This is a genomic window from Parabacteroides caeci, from assembly GCF_023656795.1.
GTDB lineage: Bacteria > Bacteroidota > Bacteroidia > Bacteroidales > Tannerellaceae > Parabacteroides > Parabacteroides segnis.
The window spans coordinates 19980-40185 of sequence record NZ_JAMOKT010000056.1 but is presented as its reverse complement, the minus strand read 5'-3'; the positions used below and the strand labels follow the sequence as shown (position 1 = coordinate 40185).

The following is a 20206-nucleotide window of genomic DNA, read 5'->3' as shown; positions in this document are numbered from 1 at the left end:
TTTCAGTTATTTATCAGAAGTAAACTGCAAAGCAATCGGTTCGTTTTTCAACCCTTTCGGAAGGGTGACTCTTACCTTACCGTCCTTGCTGGTATATTTTACTGTTTTGTTACCTTTCAGCATTTTCATTTTACCTGTCGGAATGTTTCCTGTCCATTCAATTGTTTCAGGCAAATTCTCTCCTTCCGGCAAAGCGTAAACAGCATATAATGTTTTACCGTCCTTATCAGCTGTAAACCAAACATTTCCATCATTATAAACCGGAGTGATACGAGTGTTGTAAATGGCCTTTCCATTGGCTCTCAGCCAGTCACCAATCACATGCAGACGTTCTGCAACAGCATCTTCAATAGTACCCTGTGGCGTAGGACCGACACCCAGCAGCAGACATCCGCCTTTTGCCGTGATTTCAGCCAGCAGACCGATTACTTTCGTCGGAGATTTATAAGGAGCATTAGGAACCCATCCCCAATCGTTACTCAAAGTAATACAACTTTCCCAGGGATTATTCAACTGAGTCTCAGGAATACTACGTTCCGGAGTTTGATAATTTTCATTTTTTCCACGGATAGTACGGTCTACGGAAATCAGTCCGGGTTGAGTAGAAGTACGTACCTTATTCAATAATTTATCCAGATGGACATCTTCACCGGTCACCCAGCCGCCATCCAGCCAAAGGATATCGAAGTTGCCATAATTAGTCATCAGTTCATCCATCTGGTTATAGGTAAATTCCTGGTAATTTTTCCACCAGTCCGGATGACGGTCTATCTTATAATTCTGGCGACGGTTGGGAGTTGCAAAATAAGGATTCCAGAACCATTCGCAATGCCAGTCCGGTTTGGAGAAATAACACCCGATCATGAAATCCTTCTGACGGAATGCGTCAAAGACATAACGGGCCACATCTTTTTTGGGGTTATTGGCAAAAGGACCGTTTGCAATAGAAAAATCTGTATATTTTGAATCAAACATACAGAAACCATCATGGTGTTTGGTTGTAAAAATCATATATTTCATTCCGGCATCCTTCATAATATCAGCCCATTTGTCCGGATTGAACTGTGTCGGGTTCAATGATTCCTTTAAACCGAAATACCACTTCTTGTATTCATCATAGGTCATATCCTTTTTACGGGAAATCCAGTCTACATCCTCTGAACAAATAGACCATGACTCTACAATACCCGGAACCGAATAAAGCCCCCAATGGAATAATACACCGAATTTCTGGTCCTGCCATTTATCAAGTTTATCCAAGATCTGTTGATCTGTAGGCCATTCATAATCAGTAGAACGTTCATGAACGAATCCTTGTACTTCTTGGGCGTTTACATTCATAGACAAAGCTACACCAACTAAACATCCGAATAGTGTTTTCTGGAATTTCATAAAATGATTGTTTTAATTATTGTACATTCTTAATTTTTCGTTTAAGTCAAATCAGATTTAGTATTAAAAATCACGGCAAGTTATAGAAAATATCCCAAATGTCAAAATGTAATCCAGACAATATGTAACAAAAAAAATGTATGGACTGAGCGAGTGATTGATTTGTCAGACGACATTCAATCTCAGCCCGGTCCATACACTTTCTGTTCTATTTATTCCAAAGAACTATCCAATACGATAGTCTGCCCTTTTGCCAACTTAACTGATTTCACCAAGCCTGCATAACGCACTGGGATAATTTCATCCCCCTTCGTCCTATCCGCTTTAATCACTGCTTTAGTCAATACTCCGTCTTTCCAGAAAATATCGACCTCATAACCACCACGTGCCCGCAATCCGGTAACAGAGCCTGTCGGATATTTTGCCGGTAAGGCTGGCAACAAGCTGATTTCCCCTGCATGACTCTGTAAAAGCATTTCGGTAATGGCGGTAGTAATACCTAAGTTTCCATCTATTTGCCATGATTTCATAAATTCGCAAGTCAGATTCGGAGATAAAGCCAGGTCAAAATGACGGTCTATCACACGTTGCACACTATCCGGTTCTTCAAAACGGGCCCAGTAAACGGCTGGGAATGATCCTGTCCAGCTACCACTGTTATAAGAATAACCCGGACGCCGGTACTCTATCGTTTTTCTGAAAGCCTGAGCCAGTTCAGGTGTTCCACGCAGCGTTATTTGATTTCCTACGGCAAATGCCCAGCCATGCCCGACCTGTCCGCTGGCCGGATTGGAAGGTTCCCAATCGTCGTTCCATTCCTGTAGTTGTCCTGTTCTTGGGCTGATCTTCATCGGAGGCAGTTTAGCATATGCTTTTGCCACTTCTTCTTTAAAAGCTCCGTCATTCAGAATTTCTGCTGCTTTCATCGTGTTTTCAAACAAAGCACGAATGATCTGCATATCCTGGGCGGAACCGATACAGGCCCATCCCTCCTCACCATTCGGTTTGATATAACCATTCTCAAAAGATTCGGATGGACTCGTTACCAGATACCCATCCCGGTCCGTTTGCAAGTTGTCCAAATAAAACAAGGAAGCACTCTTTAATAAATCATAGTGATCGCGAAGGAAATCCTCGTCCAGAGTAAACAGATAATGTTCCCAGATATGTTGGCAAAGCCAAGCACCTCCTACCTGGAACAAAGAATATAATCCGGTTCCTCCAACCATCCAGGTCGTACGCCATATATCGAGATTATGATGGGCTACCCAACCACGGGAGTTATACAGGTTCTTTGCTGTTCTGGCACCGTCGACAGAGGTTTCCCGGATCATATCGAACATTGGGAAATGGCATTCGGAAAGATTGGTAATCTCAGCCGGCCAGTAATTAATCTCCGCATTACAGTTGATCGTCCAGTTTACACTCCAGGCGGGTTGCATGTCCTGATTCCAGATACCTTGTAAGTTTGCCGGCTGCGAACCTGGCCGTGAAGCCGAGATAAGCAGATAGCGTCCGAACTGGAAATACAAAGCAGTAAGGGCCGGGTCCATGCCGGGTTTATAATTTTTTATTCGCTGGTTAATCGGTAAATTTGATTCCGGAGATTCACCCAAATCGATACTTACCCGTCCGAACAGGGAAGAGTAATCTGCCAGATGCGCCTTATATAAATCAGGGTATTTCTTTGTTTCCAGCGAGGAAAGATATTTTTCACATATTACTTTTTCATCTTTTCCGTTTACAGAAGGATCTTTATCGAAACCGTTAAAACTGGTGGCTGCAACAAAAGTAATAGTGGCAGATACTGCATCTTTTACATGTAATTTATCATCTTGGGCAGAAATTGTTCCTCCCTCCTGCTTTACTAATAACCGACCTTCAAAACGCATGCCTTTCCCTTCCTTATATACCGGAGGATGAACGCCTGTATAATTAGGATCGGTATGCCAGGGAGCCTGCCCGTTAATTACAATCTGATCACCTTCCACCTTTGTCCGGTTATTGATCTGACTACCCAGGCCGGCGATAAACTCAACAGCGTTCTTCTTATCTGCAGAGATATTCATTACAAGAGCCTGGTCGGGGTATGAAGCAAACAGTTCCCGTTTATAATTAACTCCATTCTGCGTATATGTAATCGTGACTACTCCCCGGTTCAGGTCCAACTCTCTTCTGTATCCGGAGACATTCCCGTCGCCAGGCCATTCCAGCAGAATATCGGCCAAAGGCATATAATTCTGGTTCCAGGGGCCAAGCATATGTTTATCGATCAACTCTTGGGCCTCCAGGTTCTTTTCTCCCAACAGCAATTTTCGTATTTCCGGAAGACATTTATAAGCTCCCGGCCGCTGCAAATCCCGTGGTTCGCCGCTCCAAAACGTATCATCGTTTGTACGGATGGTATCTTTGGTTACTCCCCCATAAACCATCCCACCCAAACGACCGTTGCCTATAGGAGTCGCTTCATACCAGGAAGCGGCAGGCTGGTCCATATAAAGGATGGTCGAAGACAGATCCTTTGCCGGAGGTTGACCTCCGGCACAAGACAATAATGCAACCGGTAACAGGTACCGGATAACTTTTATAAAAGTGTTTTCCATAATATCTCTCAATTATTTATAATCGGATTTCAGAGGATTAACATCCATCTCGCTAAGCGGGAATGGTCATAAATGAATAATAAACTTAACCTGCCGGCTTTATATCTACCCATTCACCTTTACGGGTTTCAAACGATAGTATGCCGTCTTCGTTCGTAACATCTCCGGCATTACCTGTTACTACTGCTTCATCTGTTCCGAATGGAGAAGCGAGACGTAATGTTCCGCCCTGTTCAGGATAGATGCGAAGTTTGGTGATCTTTCCATTCTGTTTTTCGGCAGAGATAAGGAAAGCACCCATGGCACGAAGGTTATCAAAAGAGACATTCGACCAGTCGGAAGGGATCGCCGGGAACACACGGATGATTCCGGTATGACTTTGCAAAAGCATTTCCTGGATACCGGCAGCGAAGGCAAAGTTACCTTCCAGGGTAAACGGACGGTATGTGAATTTGGACTTCCCTGTTTTTGTCTGGTCGCCGTTGGCATGGAATGTATTACGCAAGCAAAAACATTCAGCAAATGTACGCAATTCCCGGGCAGCACCATCACCGTCAAATGCACGGGCTTTCATATTACCAAACCAACTATATGAATAACCGGTCCAGTAATCGGGACCATAATCCTGCAACTTCTTTATCGTAGCTTTAATGATTTGTTGGGATTTCTCACCCTGGCTCCAATCCAGCAAACCCAACGGATGGATAGCCATTGCATGAGAGAAATGACGGTGGGACTGATCGTATGAGAAACCTTTGGCAAATGTCAAGGCACCATCCTTATCCACATCCAGTTCCGGCAGTTGTTCATTCAGTTTTTTCCAATGAGCGGCCTCTTCCGGAATCTCTAATTCAGACGCAAGTTCAGACGCGGCACTGAAAGCGAACTTCATCAAAGCCAGATCATAGTTTGTCATATCCTTAAACCAGGCGTTGATCGAATTATCGTATATCTCAGGACTGGAACTCATGGTCAGTTTACGAACACCCTGAGCATCCACCACGGATATTTGTTCCAGGTATATAGCCACATCTTTCAGGAAAGGATAAGCACGGTCTTTCAGGAAATCACGATCCATCGAATATTTCCAGTGAAGATAAAAATGCTGTGCCAACCAGGCTCCGGCCGTCTGCGACATGGAATATTGAATCCATCCTCCCATCGGAACACCTAACAACGTACATACACCAGGGACATTCATTCCATCCGTTTCAAAATACTGGCGGGTATATTCCTTATAGACATCCCGCTGATTCCAAAGCGTATTCAGATAACCCAGACCTTCCGTCAGATGGTTACCGGTATAAGTCGGCCAGTAGCTGAGTTGAGTATTCAGGTCATGATGATAATCACCTTTCCAGGGCGGGAGTTTACCGTTATCGGCAGTCCATACAGCCTGCAAAGAGATGGGATAAGAGTTTTCGCGGGTGGCAGAACCGTATTTATACATTTCATTATCATATTGTTTCTGCAAAACAGGATCCGGAAGTGTGACGGATGACTGCGCCCAATAGTTCTTCCAGAAATTCAGGTGAGAAAGATAATCCTGATTCACTCCGCGTGTCATGGCTTCCTGTGTCTTTTCTGCTGCCTTATCGGATTCCAATGAAGAAGTCACGCTCCAGACACCATACAGCGTCTTTCCTTTCTGTTCCCAGCGAACATTCACATCATACGAAAAACCATTCCAGCCTTCCTGATGATAGGTAATCCGATTCGCATCTTCATCAATAGTACCTTGTTTATAACCTAGACGGCGCAAATCCTGCCCTTCTACGGAATTTCCGGCTTTATCTCCTCCTGTACTGTATTTGGGAGAAATTAAGGTAGGAGTTATCGACGAGGGTAAATTCTCGAAAACAAACCAACCGACCGGTTCAGTGGCATGGACAAAAGTTTTCAACGTGGTTCCGTTATCCCACGTCGCTTCACAAAGCGCATCATTCAAATAAAGACGGACATCGGAAGGAGAACCCAGTTCTTCCAGAGAGAACTCCAGCGCCGCCCCCGGTATTTTGGACGGAGCCGGTTGACGGTCATACGGATGGTCGTATTTCTGCTGAACCGGAAGATAATCCTTTTTCTTCACTTGTTCACGAACCCAGGCAAACCGGTTATTCGGACCGGAGATACTATCCATCGGACGCAAATCCCAGAGGTCTGTCCTGTCCAGGGATAAACGTAATGCCGAATCCCGCTGCCAAACCAAAGCCCCGACAGTCGCATTTCCTAACGGCATCCCTTCATCCCAGGTAGTTGCCAGGTTGGAGAATCGCAAATCGCTTTCGGAAGGAGTAACAGGCAGATCGACCTTTCCACCATTACAGGCTGCTAATAGCCAGACTGTCGATACGAGTAATAAATGTTTCATCATTATATGTATAAATTGGTATTATTTTATTGCATAAGTTTTCCTTTAATACCGAAATCATCGATAATCAGCATACCGTTTCCTTGCTTCATAATGGCAATATAAAAGTCTGTACATGAGGGAACCGTAAAGCACACCCGGCATTTACCCGGACGATTCAGATCGTAAGAAAACACAGGAACTTTTTCCGATGGAGAGATTCCAACGACCTTATAAACATCACGAGCGTCTACTTTATAATCGAATTCGATCTCATACGTCTGACCGGGCACAAAACGAATCATAGCCGGAGAGGTTCTGTACACTTCGCCGTTCCGTTCACGCCAGGTTGCTAAAGACCAGTTACCATTAATCGTATTATCGGTATAGATGCCATGCTTTTCAGATAAATGTGTTGTAAAGGCACTGGGTTGGCAAGGGATAAAAGGACCCCATCCTTCATCTACATGCTCAAAGTCTTCGTAATAATCATATCCTGCTTTTTTAGGAGACTGATAAGCGATGACACGTACATCGTCAAAGGCGACAACAGACGTATCACCCGAAACAGCAGCACATAAAGATAATGTAACGCTACTTTTACCGGCCGGAACCCGGAAAGGAAGTTTCAAACGCTGCCATGTCGTTTTGAAACGATCGGTATTATCGGTATAATTAAAGACATTACTTTCTTCAATAGAAACCTGTTCATTCTGTTGGCTACCGGTCTGTATACTTAATGCAGCTCCCTTCCGACCGGTTACATTAACCCACACGGATGCAACATATTCCTTACCAGGAGCCAACCCCTCAATCTGCTGGCTCACACTAGCAGCTCCTCCTCCTTTTACAGATAAATAACTTTGACCGTAATCCGTCCTTTCAACAGATACTGCGGCAGCATCTCCTTCCACTTTCCAATGATCGAATGTATGGCTATCAAAGCCCATATCTTTAACGAGACTACCTGTACTCCACTCCATTGCCGGCGATGGTTTTGCTTCTTCTTTATACAAGACATAACCGGTTTCCGGCAATGCTTCGATCTCTACTCCACCGTTGCGTACGGGCAGTTTTGCCACAAATGATTTTCCGGTATCTCCCAAGCGATATAACCAAGCATCTGTAACCGATTTCCAGGAAACAGGAAGTAGCCAGGATGTCTTACCGCCTTTTACATTATAATGATATATCTTCTCTTCCGTAGCCGGATTCCAGGGAATAAATACGTTACCGCCGGACATCAGTATCCGGTCGCCTTTACGAATGACAGTTTCTTCTTTTTCATCCCAATAAGAAGTCAGGCCGTCTGCCAGTACGGCACGAACGGTGTCGAGTTGCATAACCGGATAATGCATCAGATAACGATAAGGCAATTGTTTAGTAAAGAAATTACGTATCACGCCATTAAAATCACGTCCTTTCTGCCATCCCATAAAACCTATCTCGGCCCCCCGGTTATAACCACCCAGCAATGCCGGATGTTTAGCATATCCGTCGCGATATTGGTGATGCACAAAGCGATGTATCAAGCTCTTGGCCTCAGGATTATAATGAATCCAGGTTGCTTCTTTATCGAAGACATTGGCATCTTCCGTCCAGATCGCCCAACCGTTCTGATTGAAAATCCGGGCAGTCTGATAGGCTAGCCAACGATATTCACGGTACGTATCGAGATAGACGAAAGAGAGATCGGGCACATCTTCCTTCAGCTGATTCAAACGCTTCTCAAAAGTTCCGGCCAGCATATCTGCTTCTTTATTGATAAAGAATGCCTGATCCAGCCAGCTCCAACCGGGCATATCGGTGACGATCTTGTCGTTGAATGCTCTTGCTTCGGGATACGATTCGCTATGATTGATATGGACACCGATGTGAGCATTATATTTGCGGGCTTCTTTAGCGAGGAAAGCCAGGTCGTCTTTACCGCCTGCCCGCTCGTTATAATTGCCGGAATAGTCTGGGTGAGCACTGTCATGTCCTTCACTCTGGTAGCCTTTCAACTCGAGCATTTGTCCGAAACCGTCGGTTGCCAGATAGAATTTCTTTATGTTATCCAACTGACGGAGGAAAGGGTATTGAGCGCAACTGGCAAAATTCATCGTAATGGTAGCATATGAATTCTGCAACTTTTCCACACCGGAAGGTGCCGGATAGACTTTCTGCAAAGCAACCGCCCCATCTTGCCAGTCTACCTGATTATCCTGATTACAATCATCGGACAGGATTACTTTTATATAAGGCAGTTCAGTCACTTCTCCGTCATGTCCGCGATAAATCCACTCATTCCCCCATATACCGGTAACAACTTCCCCCGGCAGCTGCACCGACTGATATAAAAACTGACGGGTACCATAAATAGAATTACTTTCAAGTGTTGCCACCAATTTATCTGAATTCAACAAAAGGATGGAACCATATTGACAGGTATTATCAACAGCCTTATCCTTTAGCGGATAGAATATATCGGAATGTACATTATCGGCAATAGCCAGAGAGGCATTCGGAGTGGATGCGGAAACAGATACCAGGTGATGGTCGGGAAAGGCTAGTGTCTTTACTTTAACATCGCCATCTTCTTCGATCTTTTTTACGGAAAGCTGAAATATATTATCGGTTACTTCGCAGCAAACATGTAGTGTAACACCTATTTCTTTTACTTTCAACGTATACAATATACAATCAGCCTCAACTTTACTCGTCACCTTGGGTTGATAATAGTCTCCGTTGATCGTGATACCCTTTACGTCAAATAACTGTCCGTTCAACCGAGCCTGATTATCCTTCCACGTATAGGATTGGATCGATGGAAAATCTTTATTCAGCAGGACATCCATTCGAGAAGAAGACAACCTGTAAGCACTTCTCTTTTTGGCAATTTCTTTGCCGGGTTCCGGCAATGCCCGGCAAACGACGTTAGATATTTGCACATTACCTTTATCATGTACACGAAATCCGGTCTGTCCGGATGAAAGAGTAATGTCTGGTATATACTTATGACCAATTTGTTCACCGTCTACATAAACTGTCAATGTACGTCCGACGCAGTTTACTTTGATATGCCTTAAATGATGTGCATATAATTTCGCTATATCGCGCGCAATCTCGATCTTTCCACCCGGTGTTTCCACATACCAAACTGCAAAACCCAAGTTATCCGCAGCCTCGTTGCATCCAACATACACCCAGTCCTTCGCATTCTTATAACGCAATAAGACACCTACCTGGGCTGATGAGTTTTGCGGTAACAGATCAAACTCGACAGTACTGTTTACGGCAGAAAAGTCATTTACCAGAATGAGACTATCCGCTTTCGTACTCAACCGATAAACAGATGAAGGGGTCTTCATTCCCCTTTCTACCGGCGATAAGGCAACAGAGGCGACAGAGATCAAACTGAAAACCCCGATTGTAAGTATTTTATTCATGGTATCTACTTGTAATTCCTATATGATATACAATAATCAAATTAACAAAGATAAAAGGTCTATACATATAAAAGAAATATATTCCTGCTCTCTTTTCCACTATATCGTATTTTGCAAACTATTCCACAGATTATGCAAAACACAAAGCAATCGTACTTCTAATAATATGTTTATTCCTCCACGATAGCCACTTTTGAAATAACCAGATCAGGACCATTCTTCAGCTTTGCTTTCAAACGAAGTATTCCGTCGTTTGAATCTTCACGCATAATATGGAGTTTAACCCATGACTCTTCATTCTCTTGTTTTACCAATTCGTAGTCACGACCTTCGAAGACAAGATGCCCCGTGCGTCCTTTCTTATCCTTGTCGACAAAACAAACATATAAGGAACCGATGATTCCCGGAGGACATTGGATCGTCAACTCCATCTCCTTTGCCTGCCATTCGGGAGTTATCTCGTATGTTGTCTTCTTATTGGCAAAGGTTTTATCCGGAGCTGCACAGTCGATGTAAAGTAAAGCATTGCTGAACTCGCCGGTAACAGTGCTCTTCAATGGTTCCACATAAGTCAGCATTTTCTGCAAGGAGGCAATATCTTTTTCATACGAAGGGTTGAAATCGTCCGAACTCATATAATGCAGGATGCTGTTCTTCAACTGGCGTACAGCCGGATTCTTTTCATCTTTCAGGTCAAAACCGCAGACAAGCAATTTCCCTTTTCCTACTTTCAACTCAAAGATAGAGGCCAGCTTATTATTCCGATGAAAATCATCGACCGGCTGCGCAATCGGCTTATAGCTTTCCGGATAGTCGTTTATATAGAAGGCACGGGCATCTTTATAAACGGATTGCCACTGCCAGTCGCTATGTGAATCGGTCGGGAACTGGGCAAACAGCGGATGTTTATCACGAACAATCATACCGATCGTATTCTTACCCTGGCCGGGGAAGAAAGTCAGCGACCAATATAAAGGATAAAAACTAATCTTATCGCAGGTTTCTTCCGTCCCTAAAGCAGATGCCTGCAAAAGAACCTTCTCTCCTTTTTCCAAACGTTTCAGGCATTCGGCATCCATCCGGTCGGTGACATACACATCTTCCGCCACAACAGGTTTATCCGGAGACTTTGCAGACGGATAAACCCAGATATTCCAACGGTTAACTATGGGCCGTCCCTGCAAACCGACTTCAACCGTCAGTTTTTGAGCAGCAGAGATAGAAGAAAGATCACAATTTATTTTACCTCCCAGTTCGGAAGTACCTACGGGCCAACGGCGGGATGCAGTCTTTCCGGAAGCGACCAGATTACTGTTTTCATCTTTAATCTTCCAGTAAAGCCCCTCCTGCAAATCTTCGGTTCCGTAATGTGCCAACTGCATTTCAGCCGTAAAAGGTTCGTTGTTTTCCCATACATATTTAGGCATACGTAACAAAGGAACTGTCGTATCATGGTGTGCACGGAACTGTTCAGGCGTTGTAATGCCTTTGCTGTCATAAAAAACATCCAGCCAACCGATCAACGCTTCGCCTTGTCCCTGATAATCCTGCATACTAAGCAACTGGATGCCGGCACAGGAAGGCGTACGAAGGAAGGACTCTATTTCATATTTGTACATGATCTGGTTCAGGGCACCGGAAGCTGCAACAAATTCCTCATTCTGATCCTCGATCTTGTTTTTACAGGCCTGCTCGCGGAACTCTTCAAAGTTACGGGCCTTCAGTACACCTGTATATTTCTTTATCTCCTCCCATTTCGGATAAACCGGCCATTGTCCGATCTCATGCGAAAGAATGGGGATGTCCGAACGTGAATACACATCTTCAAAATCCCAGGCGGTAGAAGCACCGCCCCGAAGCCCGCGGGTTCCGCCCAATCCGTCAATATAATGAGTGACCATATATTGATCGAGCGGCATGATCTTACGAGCCGTTGAAGTTGCATACAGGCGACGCGAGTCTTTTTCTTTCAAGGGTTTCATCCACGACTCCATCACTTCGAAATCAGAGTTACCCAACTCGTTACCGATACATTGCATAATGAAAGATGGATGGTTGCCGTAAGCATCGATCATACGGGTTAATTCCTGCTGCACATACCGGTCGGCCGAAGGATTCTTACCCAATCCCTGCGGATGGCCTTTGGTATCCATCTCTTTTCGTTCTTTCTGCTCGACAGACATCCACCAGTCGATCCAAATCGTTTCTGCCTGGATATAAATACCGATCCGGTCGGCCGCGATAAAAGCCGCTTCCGGAGGACACCAGGAATGAAAACGAACATGATTCAGACCGTAGTCTTTATAAATACGGAAAATCTTTTCCCAATCTTCTACCTTACAGGACGGATAACCCGTCAGCGGGAAATGCACGCAATCGAGATTACCACGCAGAAAAACAGGTTTTCCGTTGATAAGAACTTTCGATTTGGATGTCGTCACTTCCCGGAAACCAAACTCGATTTCACGGGTATCGTATATTTTCTTTTTATCCCGTACGGTAACTTTCAACTGATACAAATGAGGAGTGACATCATTCCATAGCTTGATACCCTCCGGCATAGATGCTTTAAAATTCAGTACGTTCGCTCCCTTATGTAACGGCTGTTCGGTTGTTCCTGTAAAAACAACTGCTCCACTCTCACGCTCTGTCAGTTGCCAGGTTATACGTGCATCGACCTTTTTAGGGGAAGTATTCATCAAGGTATCCATCAGTTGCAGGGAACAGGGTGAAACCTTGGTAAACACCTGCGGATTAGAGAAATGAACCGGTTCGATCGCCTTCAATTGTATGCGTCCGACAGCTCCATTCCAAATGCTTTGCGTATATTCCGTATAGACATGACCTTTATCACCGATATTATAGATCAGATCATTATTGATACGAATAGTCAACCGATGTTTACCGGGGGATAGATAACCGAGATCATGGTAATGGGGAGTAGACAAAGCATCCTGCACGGATACCTCCTTTCCATCTACAAAAACACGTGATTCCCATAAGACGCGTTCCAGTTCCATCCGAATGCGTTTTCCGTTCCATTCGGATGGAATTTCAATTTCTCTCGAATACCAGGCCGGACCATAGTATTTATAAGCACGGGTCAGGATACCGAAATCGGAACCGGACGTCTTCCCGCCATATTGCGCCTCATCGGTTGTTCCCGGCAAGGCAATCGTTTTATCAAACGAACGGTCCTGCCAGTTTTCTTTCATCCCCTGATCGGCAGGGTCGAGACTGAACTGCCAGGTTCCTGCCAACGATTGAATATCCTGCGCGTGCAGATAGCTTCCAAGAGTTAAAGAAAGTAGTGTTAGTGAAATAGTTTTGCTTAGCTTCATATAAAATTATGTTTCTGATACAGTCTATTAGCCCGGTCACAGTATGATTTACCCGCCAGTTTGTAAGGATAAACCCCAATTCTTTATTCATATCACAGCTGTGAAACAAAAGAAACTCAACTGTGATACAAACGGAATCCAACTGTGAAACAAAAGAAATGCATCTGTGATATGGAAAGAATATACGCTTATTCCGTCATAAACTTGAAATTATATTCACTGAATGACCAAATCTTTTTTCCTTTCGGTTGAACGGCTTTCCCTTTTTTCTTTCCTTTCTTATCAACCGTAACGGTCAGATCGATGCGGGTAAACTCTCCCTTTTCGTAATTATAGGAACTTCCGTCATCATCATATAAAGAATATGTGCCCGGTTTGTTTCCATAATGCCGTACTTCCAGCGGATATTTCTGATCACCGAATTTCGACATAGCAGGCCAGAGTGGGATAATACCACCGTCTTTTACATATACAGGAATATGGCGGTCAGCCGGGATAACAGTTATGACTTCTCCCTCACCGGCAAACTTTCCGGTGTAAAAATCATACCATTTACCTTGCGGGAGAACGACTTTACGTTCTTTCTCTCCGGCAAACAAAGGAGCGACCAGGATATTCTCGCCGACCATAAACTGGTCTTTCACTTCCCGGCGTACAGCCATCGCATACGGATTCTCAGTTGCATCCAGCTTACCTTCTTCCGTCTGTGCTTCAACAGAATAACCTTCTTCCAGATTCATGGCACGTACCGGAGGTGTTCCGTAGAATGCGTAATCGGCAAAAGCGGTATATAAATAAGGTATCAACTGAATACGCAACAAAGCGATCTCACGAATATCATCTTCTACATCTGCAAAAGTCCATGGTTTCGTTCCATCCGCCCAGGCATTCAACTGTGCAATAGGCGAAAAACAAACAGTCTGCATCCGTCGAAGCCATTCTTCCGATGTTTTGGAGGAACGGACTTCCGGTGTCCATAACACGCCGATAAAAGAACTGTTTATCAAAGCGGTGATAAAACCGCGATGGTCGTAATAGTCATTATACAGGACATAAGGATAAGCATTCGTTCCCGCATTACCGGCACGTACCTGCCCATAAGTACGCAGATTCTTTTCGCGATACATCTTTACCGTAGCCTGTTGCATCAGCGAACCATACAAGTTACGCAACTGTTCCGCCGGGATACCGGAAGGAAACGTAGCTACGTCAGGCCACAACCAGGAATCATAACCATCGTTCTCATCCATCTTATATCCGCTTATTCCCAGGTCGACCTGATGTTTACGGAAGTGATCGGTCATAATTTTACAGGCCTCAGGCATGGAGTAGTCGGGAACCTCACCCAGCCAGACCGTATGAGAACCGGTATAGGGTTTTATCTTATTGTATACTTCACTATGTTTGGATACATACGGATTCATCCAAAGGTTCAACCGTATATCGCGGTCGAGCATCTCTTTGGCAAAGCCGGGAGCATCCGGGAAGCGGGTTTTATCCCATTCATAGGTACAAGGATAAGCTTTGCTATGCCATCCCGGTTCAAGACCAATCACGGAAAGAGGAAATCCACGTTTCTCAAATTCATCCACCTCTTTCTTTACATCGTTATCGGTAAACAAAGTCGGTGTACGGTGCCAGAAACCCAGTCCCCAACGCGGAGGCAAAGCGCCACCACCATTATACAGATTGTAACGGCGAACGACATCTTGCATGGTTGGCCCCGCAAAGAAAACCAATTCCACGCCCTGTGCGGGAACCAGGACTTCGATATTGTCGGAATAAGGTTGTGCAGGCCAGGTCGGATCTGTATTACGGTCCTGTTCCTCCGGGGCATTCGGTCCCTTGCGAACGGCCGTTCCTACCCATAAATCTATATAGCGGGCGGAATTGATCAGTACACCATATCCGCGGGAAGAGACGAAGAAAGGAACCGGTGCATGGGTACGGCCGTTATCGCTTCCGGTGTAATGATCCATATGCAGCCGCATGATACGGCCCCGTTGTTCAACGGTTTTGAAGTTAAGCCCCAAACCGAATATCTTCTCCCCTTTTTCCAACGGGAAACTGATATACGTTTTGCCATCCCTTAACTCTATTTTTACATCAGCCGGTGATATAGGTAACCGACCTTCCGCCATCTGCTGCAAGGCTTCTTTCTTCGGAGTTATATCGAGTTCGCTCAGCAGGTTGATCTTTTCGGGTGTGCCTACTGAAAGTTTCCATATTCCGGCATATTCATTATTGCCCCATTCTTTTGGGGTTACGTTCGGTTGACTATAGGCTGTCATGACTAAGCCGATAGACGCAAATAATAAGGTAAGTCTTCTCATGGTATTGTTATATACGTATTTACTCCGCAAAATAAGAGTTTTTCCCTAAAAGAACAAATAGACTATATAAGATAAAAGATGGACAATCATTCGATAATCCATCTTTTAATCTATTTTCAACGTTCACTATTCATAACCTTATTTTACTCTGCATGTAAGGTTATTGTCCCTCCAATCGTATCCCCAGCCTTTAACGGTTTTCTGAACGGAGCATAGTAGCTGCCCAGGAACATTTCGTTGCCGGCAGTGACGAAATCAGCCACCAGGAAACGGATACGGTCTTTTTCCAACCATGAACGCCAGTGCTGTTTGCCATCTGAAACGGCGGTTACCTTATTGCCTGCGGCATTGGTTAGGCCGGCGTACCAGATATTACGACGGGTAGAGCGGAAATCGTTGCTTCCCAATTCATTGTAATCGAGGCTCCACGACCAGGTCGGCTCCACTCGCGGATTGAGATGCGAGGGTAAACCGGAATAAAACAGGTCTGCCTCTCCTACCGGACGACTGATATGGTCTTCCGGATAAACACTCCACAGGCCATCGCGACGCCAGAATGTTTTATTGAAGGTTGCCGGGGCCTCAAAAACCAATCCCCATTGGCGGGGATTTACGTCAGCCAGCGCATTAAATGAATAGCTGACAGAAAGTTTTCCGGCTGCGTTGACAGTCAGTTTATAGCTTCCTTCAAACTCTTTATAGCTTCCTTTCACCGTGACAACTACATCGTCACCGACTTTTGCCGCATCGATTTCCGTTGGGTTCCATTCCGTACAAATATCATTAAATAAAGGAGTATTTGCATTATGGTTCGGATAACAACCGCCGCCATTCAAAGGAAGCGCCATCAGCCACGGACCGCCGTTCAGTATCTCCTGCTTTCCCTGTTTCAATGACAGGATTTGTCCGGTCGTGCGGCTCACTTCACAAATAAAGTTTTTACCGGTAATGCGGTAACGGTCACTTGCCTTCTTCAGTTGTGTCGTAAGCGGCTGCAATTCCGGTAATTCATTCTGAACCTGTTTACCTACCGGAATGATATACTCGTCGGCAATGAAACCGCGCGGATCGGTAAAAGAAAGATACAACTCGTTTGCCTGATCCGGATTCATAATCGGAATACGTATCTGACCGCTCTCTCCCGGCTTAATCGAGGCAAAAGAAACTCCTCGTTCATCCCCATATTTCCAGTTGAGTTGCAATTCATTGAAATCAGTATAGGTATATCTGTTTTCCAAATTAATAACCAACTCTTTAGCAGGCGACAACCGGTCTGTTTGCACACGAATCGGACTATATATCTTTTTCATATCCCAATATTCCGGTTTCGGACGACGCCATCCGTCTATCGGCCCCCACGGACCGTACCCCACAGCATCCCCATTCGGCAATTGGAAAATATCGTCGATACCCGACCAGATAGAACCGCCCAGCACGCCATCCGTCTTATACATATTCTCCCAGGTCGGAGACAGTGCCAGCGCCCAGTCGCTACGTACACCGGGATCGGTCACCAACTCGCTGCGGTTGTAAACATTCAGGTGGCAATATTCCCCATACACCATCGGACGGTCGCTCTTGGCGGCAACCTTATATCCGCCCGGTCCGGGATAGTGAATATTGGAGATTGGAGCCGTACTTCCCTGGTTGTTGAAACCACCGTATGCCTGGTCATGGAAAGTATGCGGACGAGTCGGATCGGCTTTCTTCACATACACCTCAACCTGGGCAAACTCCTTGTTCCAATATGACTCGTTAGCAATCGACCAGAAGATAACGGACGGATGATTCCGGTAGAAATGGATTGTCTCCATATTTGCCTGCAAGACATACGGATAATATGTACTATCCTGATAATCGAGTTCTTTCCAGTTCTCATTCGCATGATGACCAATCCAGCAAACAGGCGCTTCCACTTCGACAAACATTCCCAGTTCATCACAGATTTCAAGTAATTCTTCGCAAGGAGGATAATGTGACGTACGGATAAAGTTACAGTTAGCGGCACGATATAATTCCACATCTTTCCGTTCCAGTTCCGGAGTCATGACACGCCCGGTAAGCGGATGCGCTTCATGACGGCAGACGCCTCTCAACTTTACCGGCTTGCCGTTTACCAACAGACGGTTGCCCTGTACTTCTACTTCACGGAAACCGAAACGTTTTTCTATCTGTTCAGTGGTTACGTCCGCATTTCCCAATTCTATTTTCATCGTATATAAATAAGGATGCTCATTATCCCATTTCCGGGGATCGGCCACTTTTCCGGTTAACCAGCCGGTCCAGGTTTGGCCCGGAGACAGTTCCGGAATTGCCTGATCGAGAACAACGGGAAGACCGCCGATAGAAAGACGCGCTGCTATATTCTTCTCCGTCTCCCTTCCGGCATTTGTCACAGCCAGATACACGTTGAGTTCGGCATCCTTATATTGTTCATCCAACTCCGTCACGATACGGAGATCGGAAATATGCACATCGGGTACGGCAAAGAGCGTGACTTTGCGCGTAATACCTCCCAGTTGATGAGCGGCATACTGCGTCAAGCTTCCCAGCATATCAGCCAGCGATTCGCTACGGACCTTCAGTGCTAATCTGTTTTCTCCCGGTTGCAAAGCTGTGGTAGCATCCAACTCAAACGCAGTCATACCTCCCATATGGGTTCCTATCTCTTTTCCGTTCAGCCAGACAATACATTCGCTGGATACACCGTCGAAACGCAACTTCACCTGCTTGCCTTTCCAGTCTGCCGGCAACGTAAAAATAGTCTGATAACCTCCAAAGCCGGCAGAATCGACTTTGAATCCCTGCATCGACCATTGTCCGGGTACAACAATCGGATGCCATCCGTCCGTATCGGCCTTGCGGGTATAAAAATCAGCTTTCGGAGACGGATTAAACTGCCAGGTCCCGTTCAATGAGAGAACCGGATTGTACACGCCCGGCACACTGTACGGAACAGTTGTATAAACCGGAAGATGTTCTTCCACATTCACGGTCGTATCCACCCGGTAACTTTGTGTCTGTGCCAGCGCCAACTTTTTATCCCCTTCAAACGGAATCGGTTTCTTTGGATTGGATGAATAAAGATTCAATTCTGAAACAATGGCATTCGGTCCTTTCAATACTTCGAAAACCAGTACCAGCTGCCCATAGGCAAATGCCTTTTTCGGCAGGTCGATACGGTAACGCTGTTCCTTCCCTTTTTCAAGAACGACAGGAGCCTGTACCTCGTTTCCATCGGCTACGATCCGTTGCCGGCGCTCGCTATCCGCCAGATAGACTACCTCCAACTGGTAATCCGCCTGTATATCCAAACGGTCGAAAGCATAGATAACAGTCCCTCCGAAATTGCAGGTTCTTGCCGTCATACTTCCTCCCGTTTCATCGGGCATGGTATAATTATCGCCTTTCACCAGAAACGGTTGTTTGCCGTCCACACCACAGTCGTTGGAAGCAACCGGATGCAAGGTCGTTGTTTGTGCGCTCATTGTTACAATCGAAAGTAACAAGATCAAGGTACTCAGAACAGGCCTCCTGTGCCTGGATCGTTCAAGGTTATTCATGCTATATCATATTTAGTATTTCTACTGCAATATTACGAATATATGTCCGCTTTACCCGTATATTTTTCCGATAGAAAAAACGAGAGGATGGAACTAATACCGAATAAACTTATACAAAACGGAATAACGGCATATTACTAAATTAATGGCCTTATTTCATAATAATAATATATTATAGAATAATAAACAAGATATATAGTTCATTATCCGAATTATTTCCGTTCCTTTGCACTAGAAACAATAAGAGATTTATTTCGATCTTACTTTCACATGTATCTCCTCAGTAATAAGCATTGAGTATTTCCATCTCTGATAAAGACCTTCCTAAAGTTTTATTGTTATATTATTAATTTTTTATTTTTATATTTATGAACATGTATATTGGTAACCTTAGCTACAATGTTAAGGAATCAGATTTGAGAGATGTAATGGAAGAGTTCGGAACAGTTGATTCTGTAAAACTTATTGTAGACCGCGATACCAGAAGATCGAAAGGTTTCGCTTTTGTTGAAATGCCGGAAAATGCAGAAGCCTTCAAAGCTATCAACGAATTAAACGGTGCAGAATACGAAGGCCGGGCAATGGTAGTGAAAGAAGCACTTCCAAGAAACTAATTGACTGACATTATATTTATTATATATCAGTAGGAGAAAGGATATTCCATATGGGATATCCTTTTTTTGCGTTTATAGTACAGGGTTTTCTACAAATCAACTATCATACTATCATTCCCTCGTGTAAGTATCTATATACAGGCACATTAACCTATGACAGTTACCGCTTTTAACTATCACTAATCTATCATACAACCATCATTTTAACGATATTTTAACCAAAGAACAGTCATTTCAACTCATAAAAAGTACCTGTAACCGTTCGATACCACCTCTTATAATTCGTCGCCCTACTACCTTTTTATCTCAAACCTATGACTTATTTTCATCCGAATACCTATTTTTTGTTGCCGGCATGCCCATTTCGACCTATTTCACACCCCCATCTCAACGATGCTTACACCCGGGTGTCGGGCATATCAAGACCCGGGTGTCAAGCGACTTATATTACTATCCATCTGATTTTGAACAGTATACTTACTGAAAAGAAGTACTTATCTATCCGTCTTTTCAAGCAGGCTATGATAGTTGCGTGATAGATAAGTGATAGTTAAAAGCGGCAACTATCATAAGACAACACAC

General features: G+C 44.6%; 8 protein-coding genes. 1 reads left to right on the top strand and 7 read right to left on the bottom strand.

The window, feature by feature from the left end; translation table 11 throughout:
* Positions 1–6 precede the first annotated feature (6 nt).
* The 7 genes from NBH15_RS22430 to NBH15_RS22400 all read right to left on the bottom strand — a co-directional run bounded on the left by NBH15_RS22430 (position 7) and on the right by NBH15_RS22400 (position 19010).
* Complete coding sequence (locus NBH15_RS22430; protein ID WP_250823595.1) at positions 7–1392, bottom strand: alpha-L-fucosidase; 1386 nt, start codon at positions 1390–1392, stop codon at positions 7–9.
* 212 nt (positions 1393–1604) lie between these two features.
* Positions 1605–3995 (bottom strand): glycoside hydrolase family 95 protein, encoded by a 2391-nt coding sequence (locus NBH15_RS22425; RefSeq protein ID WP_250823594.1) that lies wholly within the window; start codon positions 3993–3995, stop codon positions 1605–1607.
* A gap of 85 nt (positions 3996–4080) precedes the next feature.
* Complete coding sequence (locus NBH15_RS22420) at positions 4081–6369, bottom strand: glycosyl hydrolase family 95 catalytic domain-containing protein (RefSeq protein WP_250823593.1); 2289 nt, start codon at positions 6367–6369, stop codon at positions 4081–4083.
* A 23-nt stretch (positions 6370–6392) separates the two neighbouring features.
* Entirely contained in the window at positions 6393–9773 is a 3381-nt protein-coding gene (locus NBH15_RS22415) for an endo-alpha-N-acetylgalactosaminidase family protein (RefSeq protein ID WP_250823592.1), read from the bottom strand.
* Between the two features lie 170 nt (positions 9774–9943).
* On the bottom strand, positions 9944–13114 hold the full coding sequence (locus tag NBH15_RS22410) for a glycoside hydrolase family 2 protein (RefSeq protein WP_250823591.1): 3171 nt from the start codon (positions 13112–13114) through the stop codon (positions 9944–9946).
* A 188-nt stretch (positions 13115–13302) separates the two neighbouring features.
* A complete protein-coding gene (locus NBH15_RS22405) occupies positions 13303–15447 on the bottom strand; it encodes a TIM-barrel domain-containing protein (protein WP_250823590.1) in 2145 nt (714 codons plus the stop codon).
* Positions 15448–15590: 143 nt separating this feature from the next.
* On the bottom strand, positions 15591–19010 hold the full coding sequence (locus NBH15_RS22400; RefSeq protein ID WP_287625860.1) for a glycoside hydrolase family 2 protein: 3420 nt from the start codon (positions 19008–19010) through the stop codon (positions 15591–15593).
* Between the two features lie 368 nt (positions 19011–19378).
* Between NBH15_RS22400 and rbp the strand changes: the two genes are divergently transcribed.
* Entirely contained in the window at positions 19379–19624 is a 246-nt protein-coding gene (rbp, locus tag NBH15_RS22395; protein WP_007653338.1) for an RNA-binding regulator, read from the top strand.
* Positions 19625–20206: the final 582 nt, after the last annotated feature.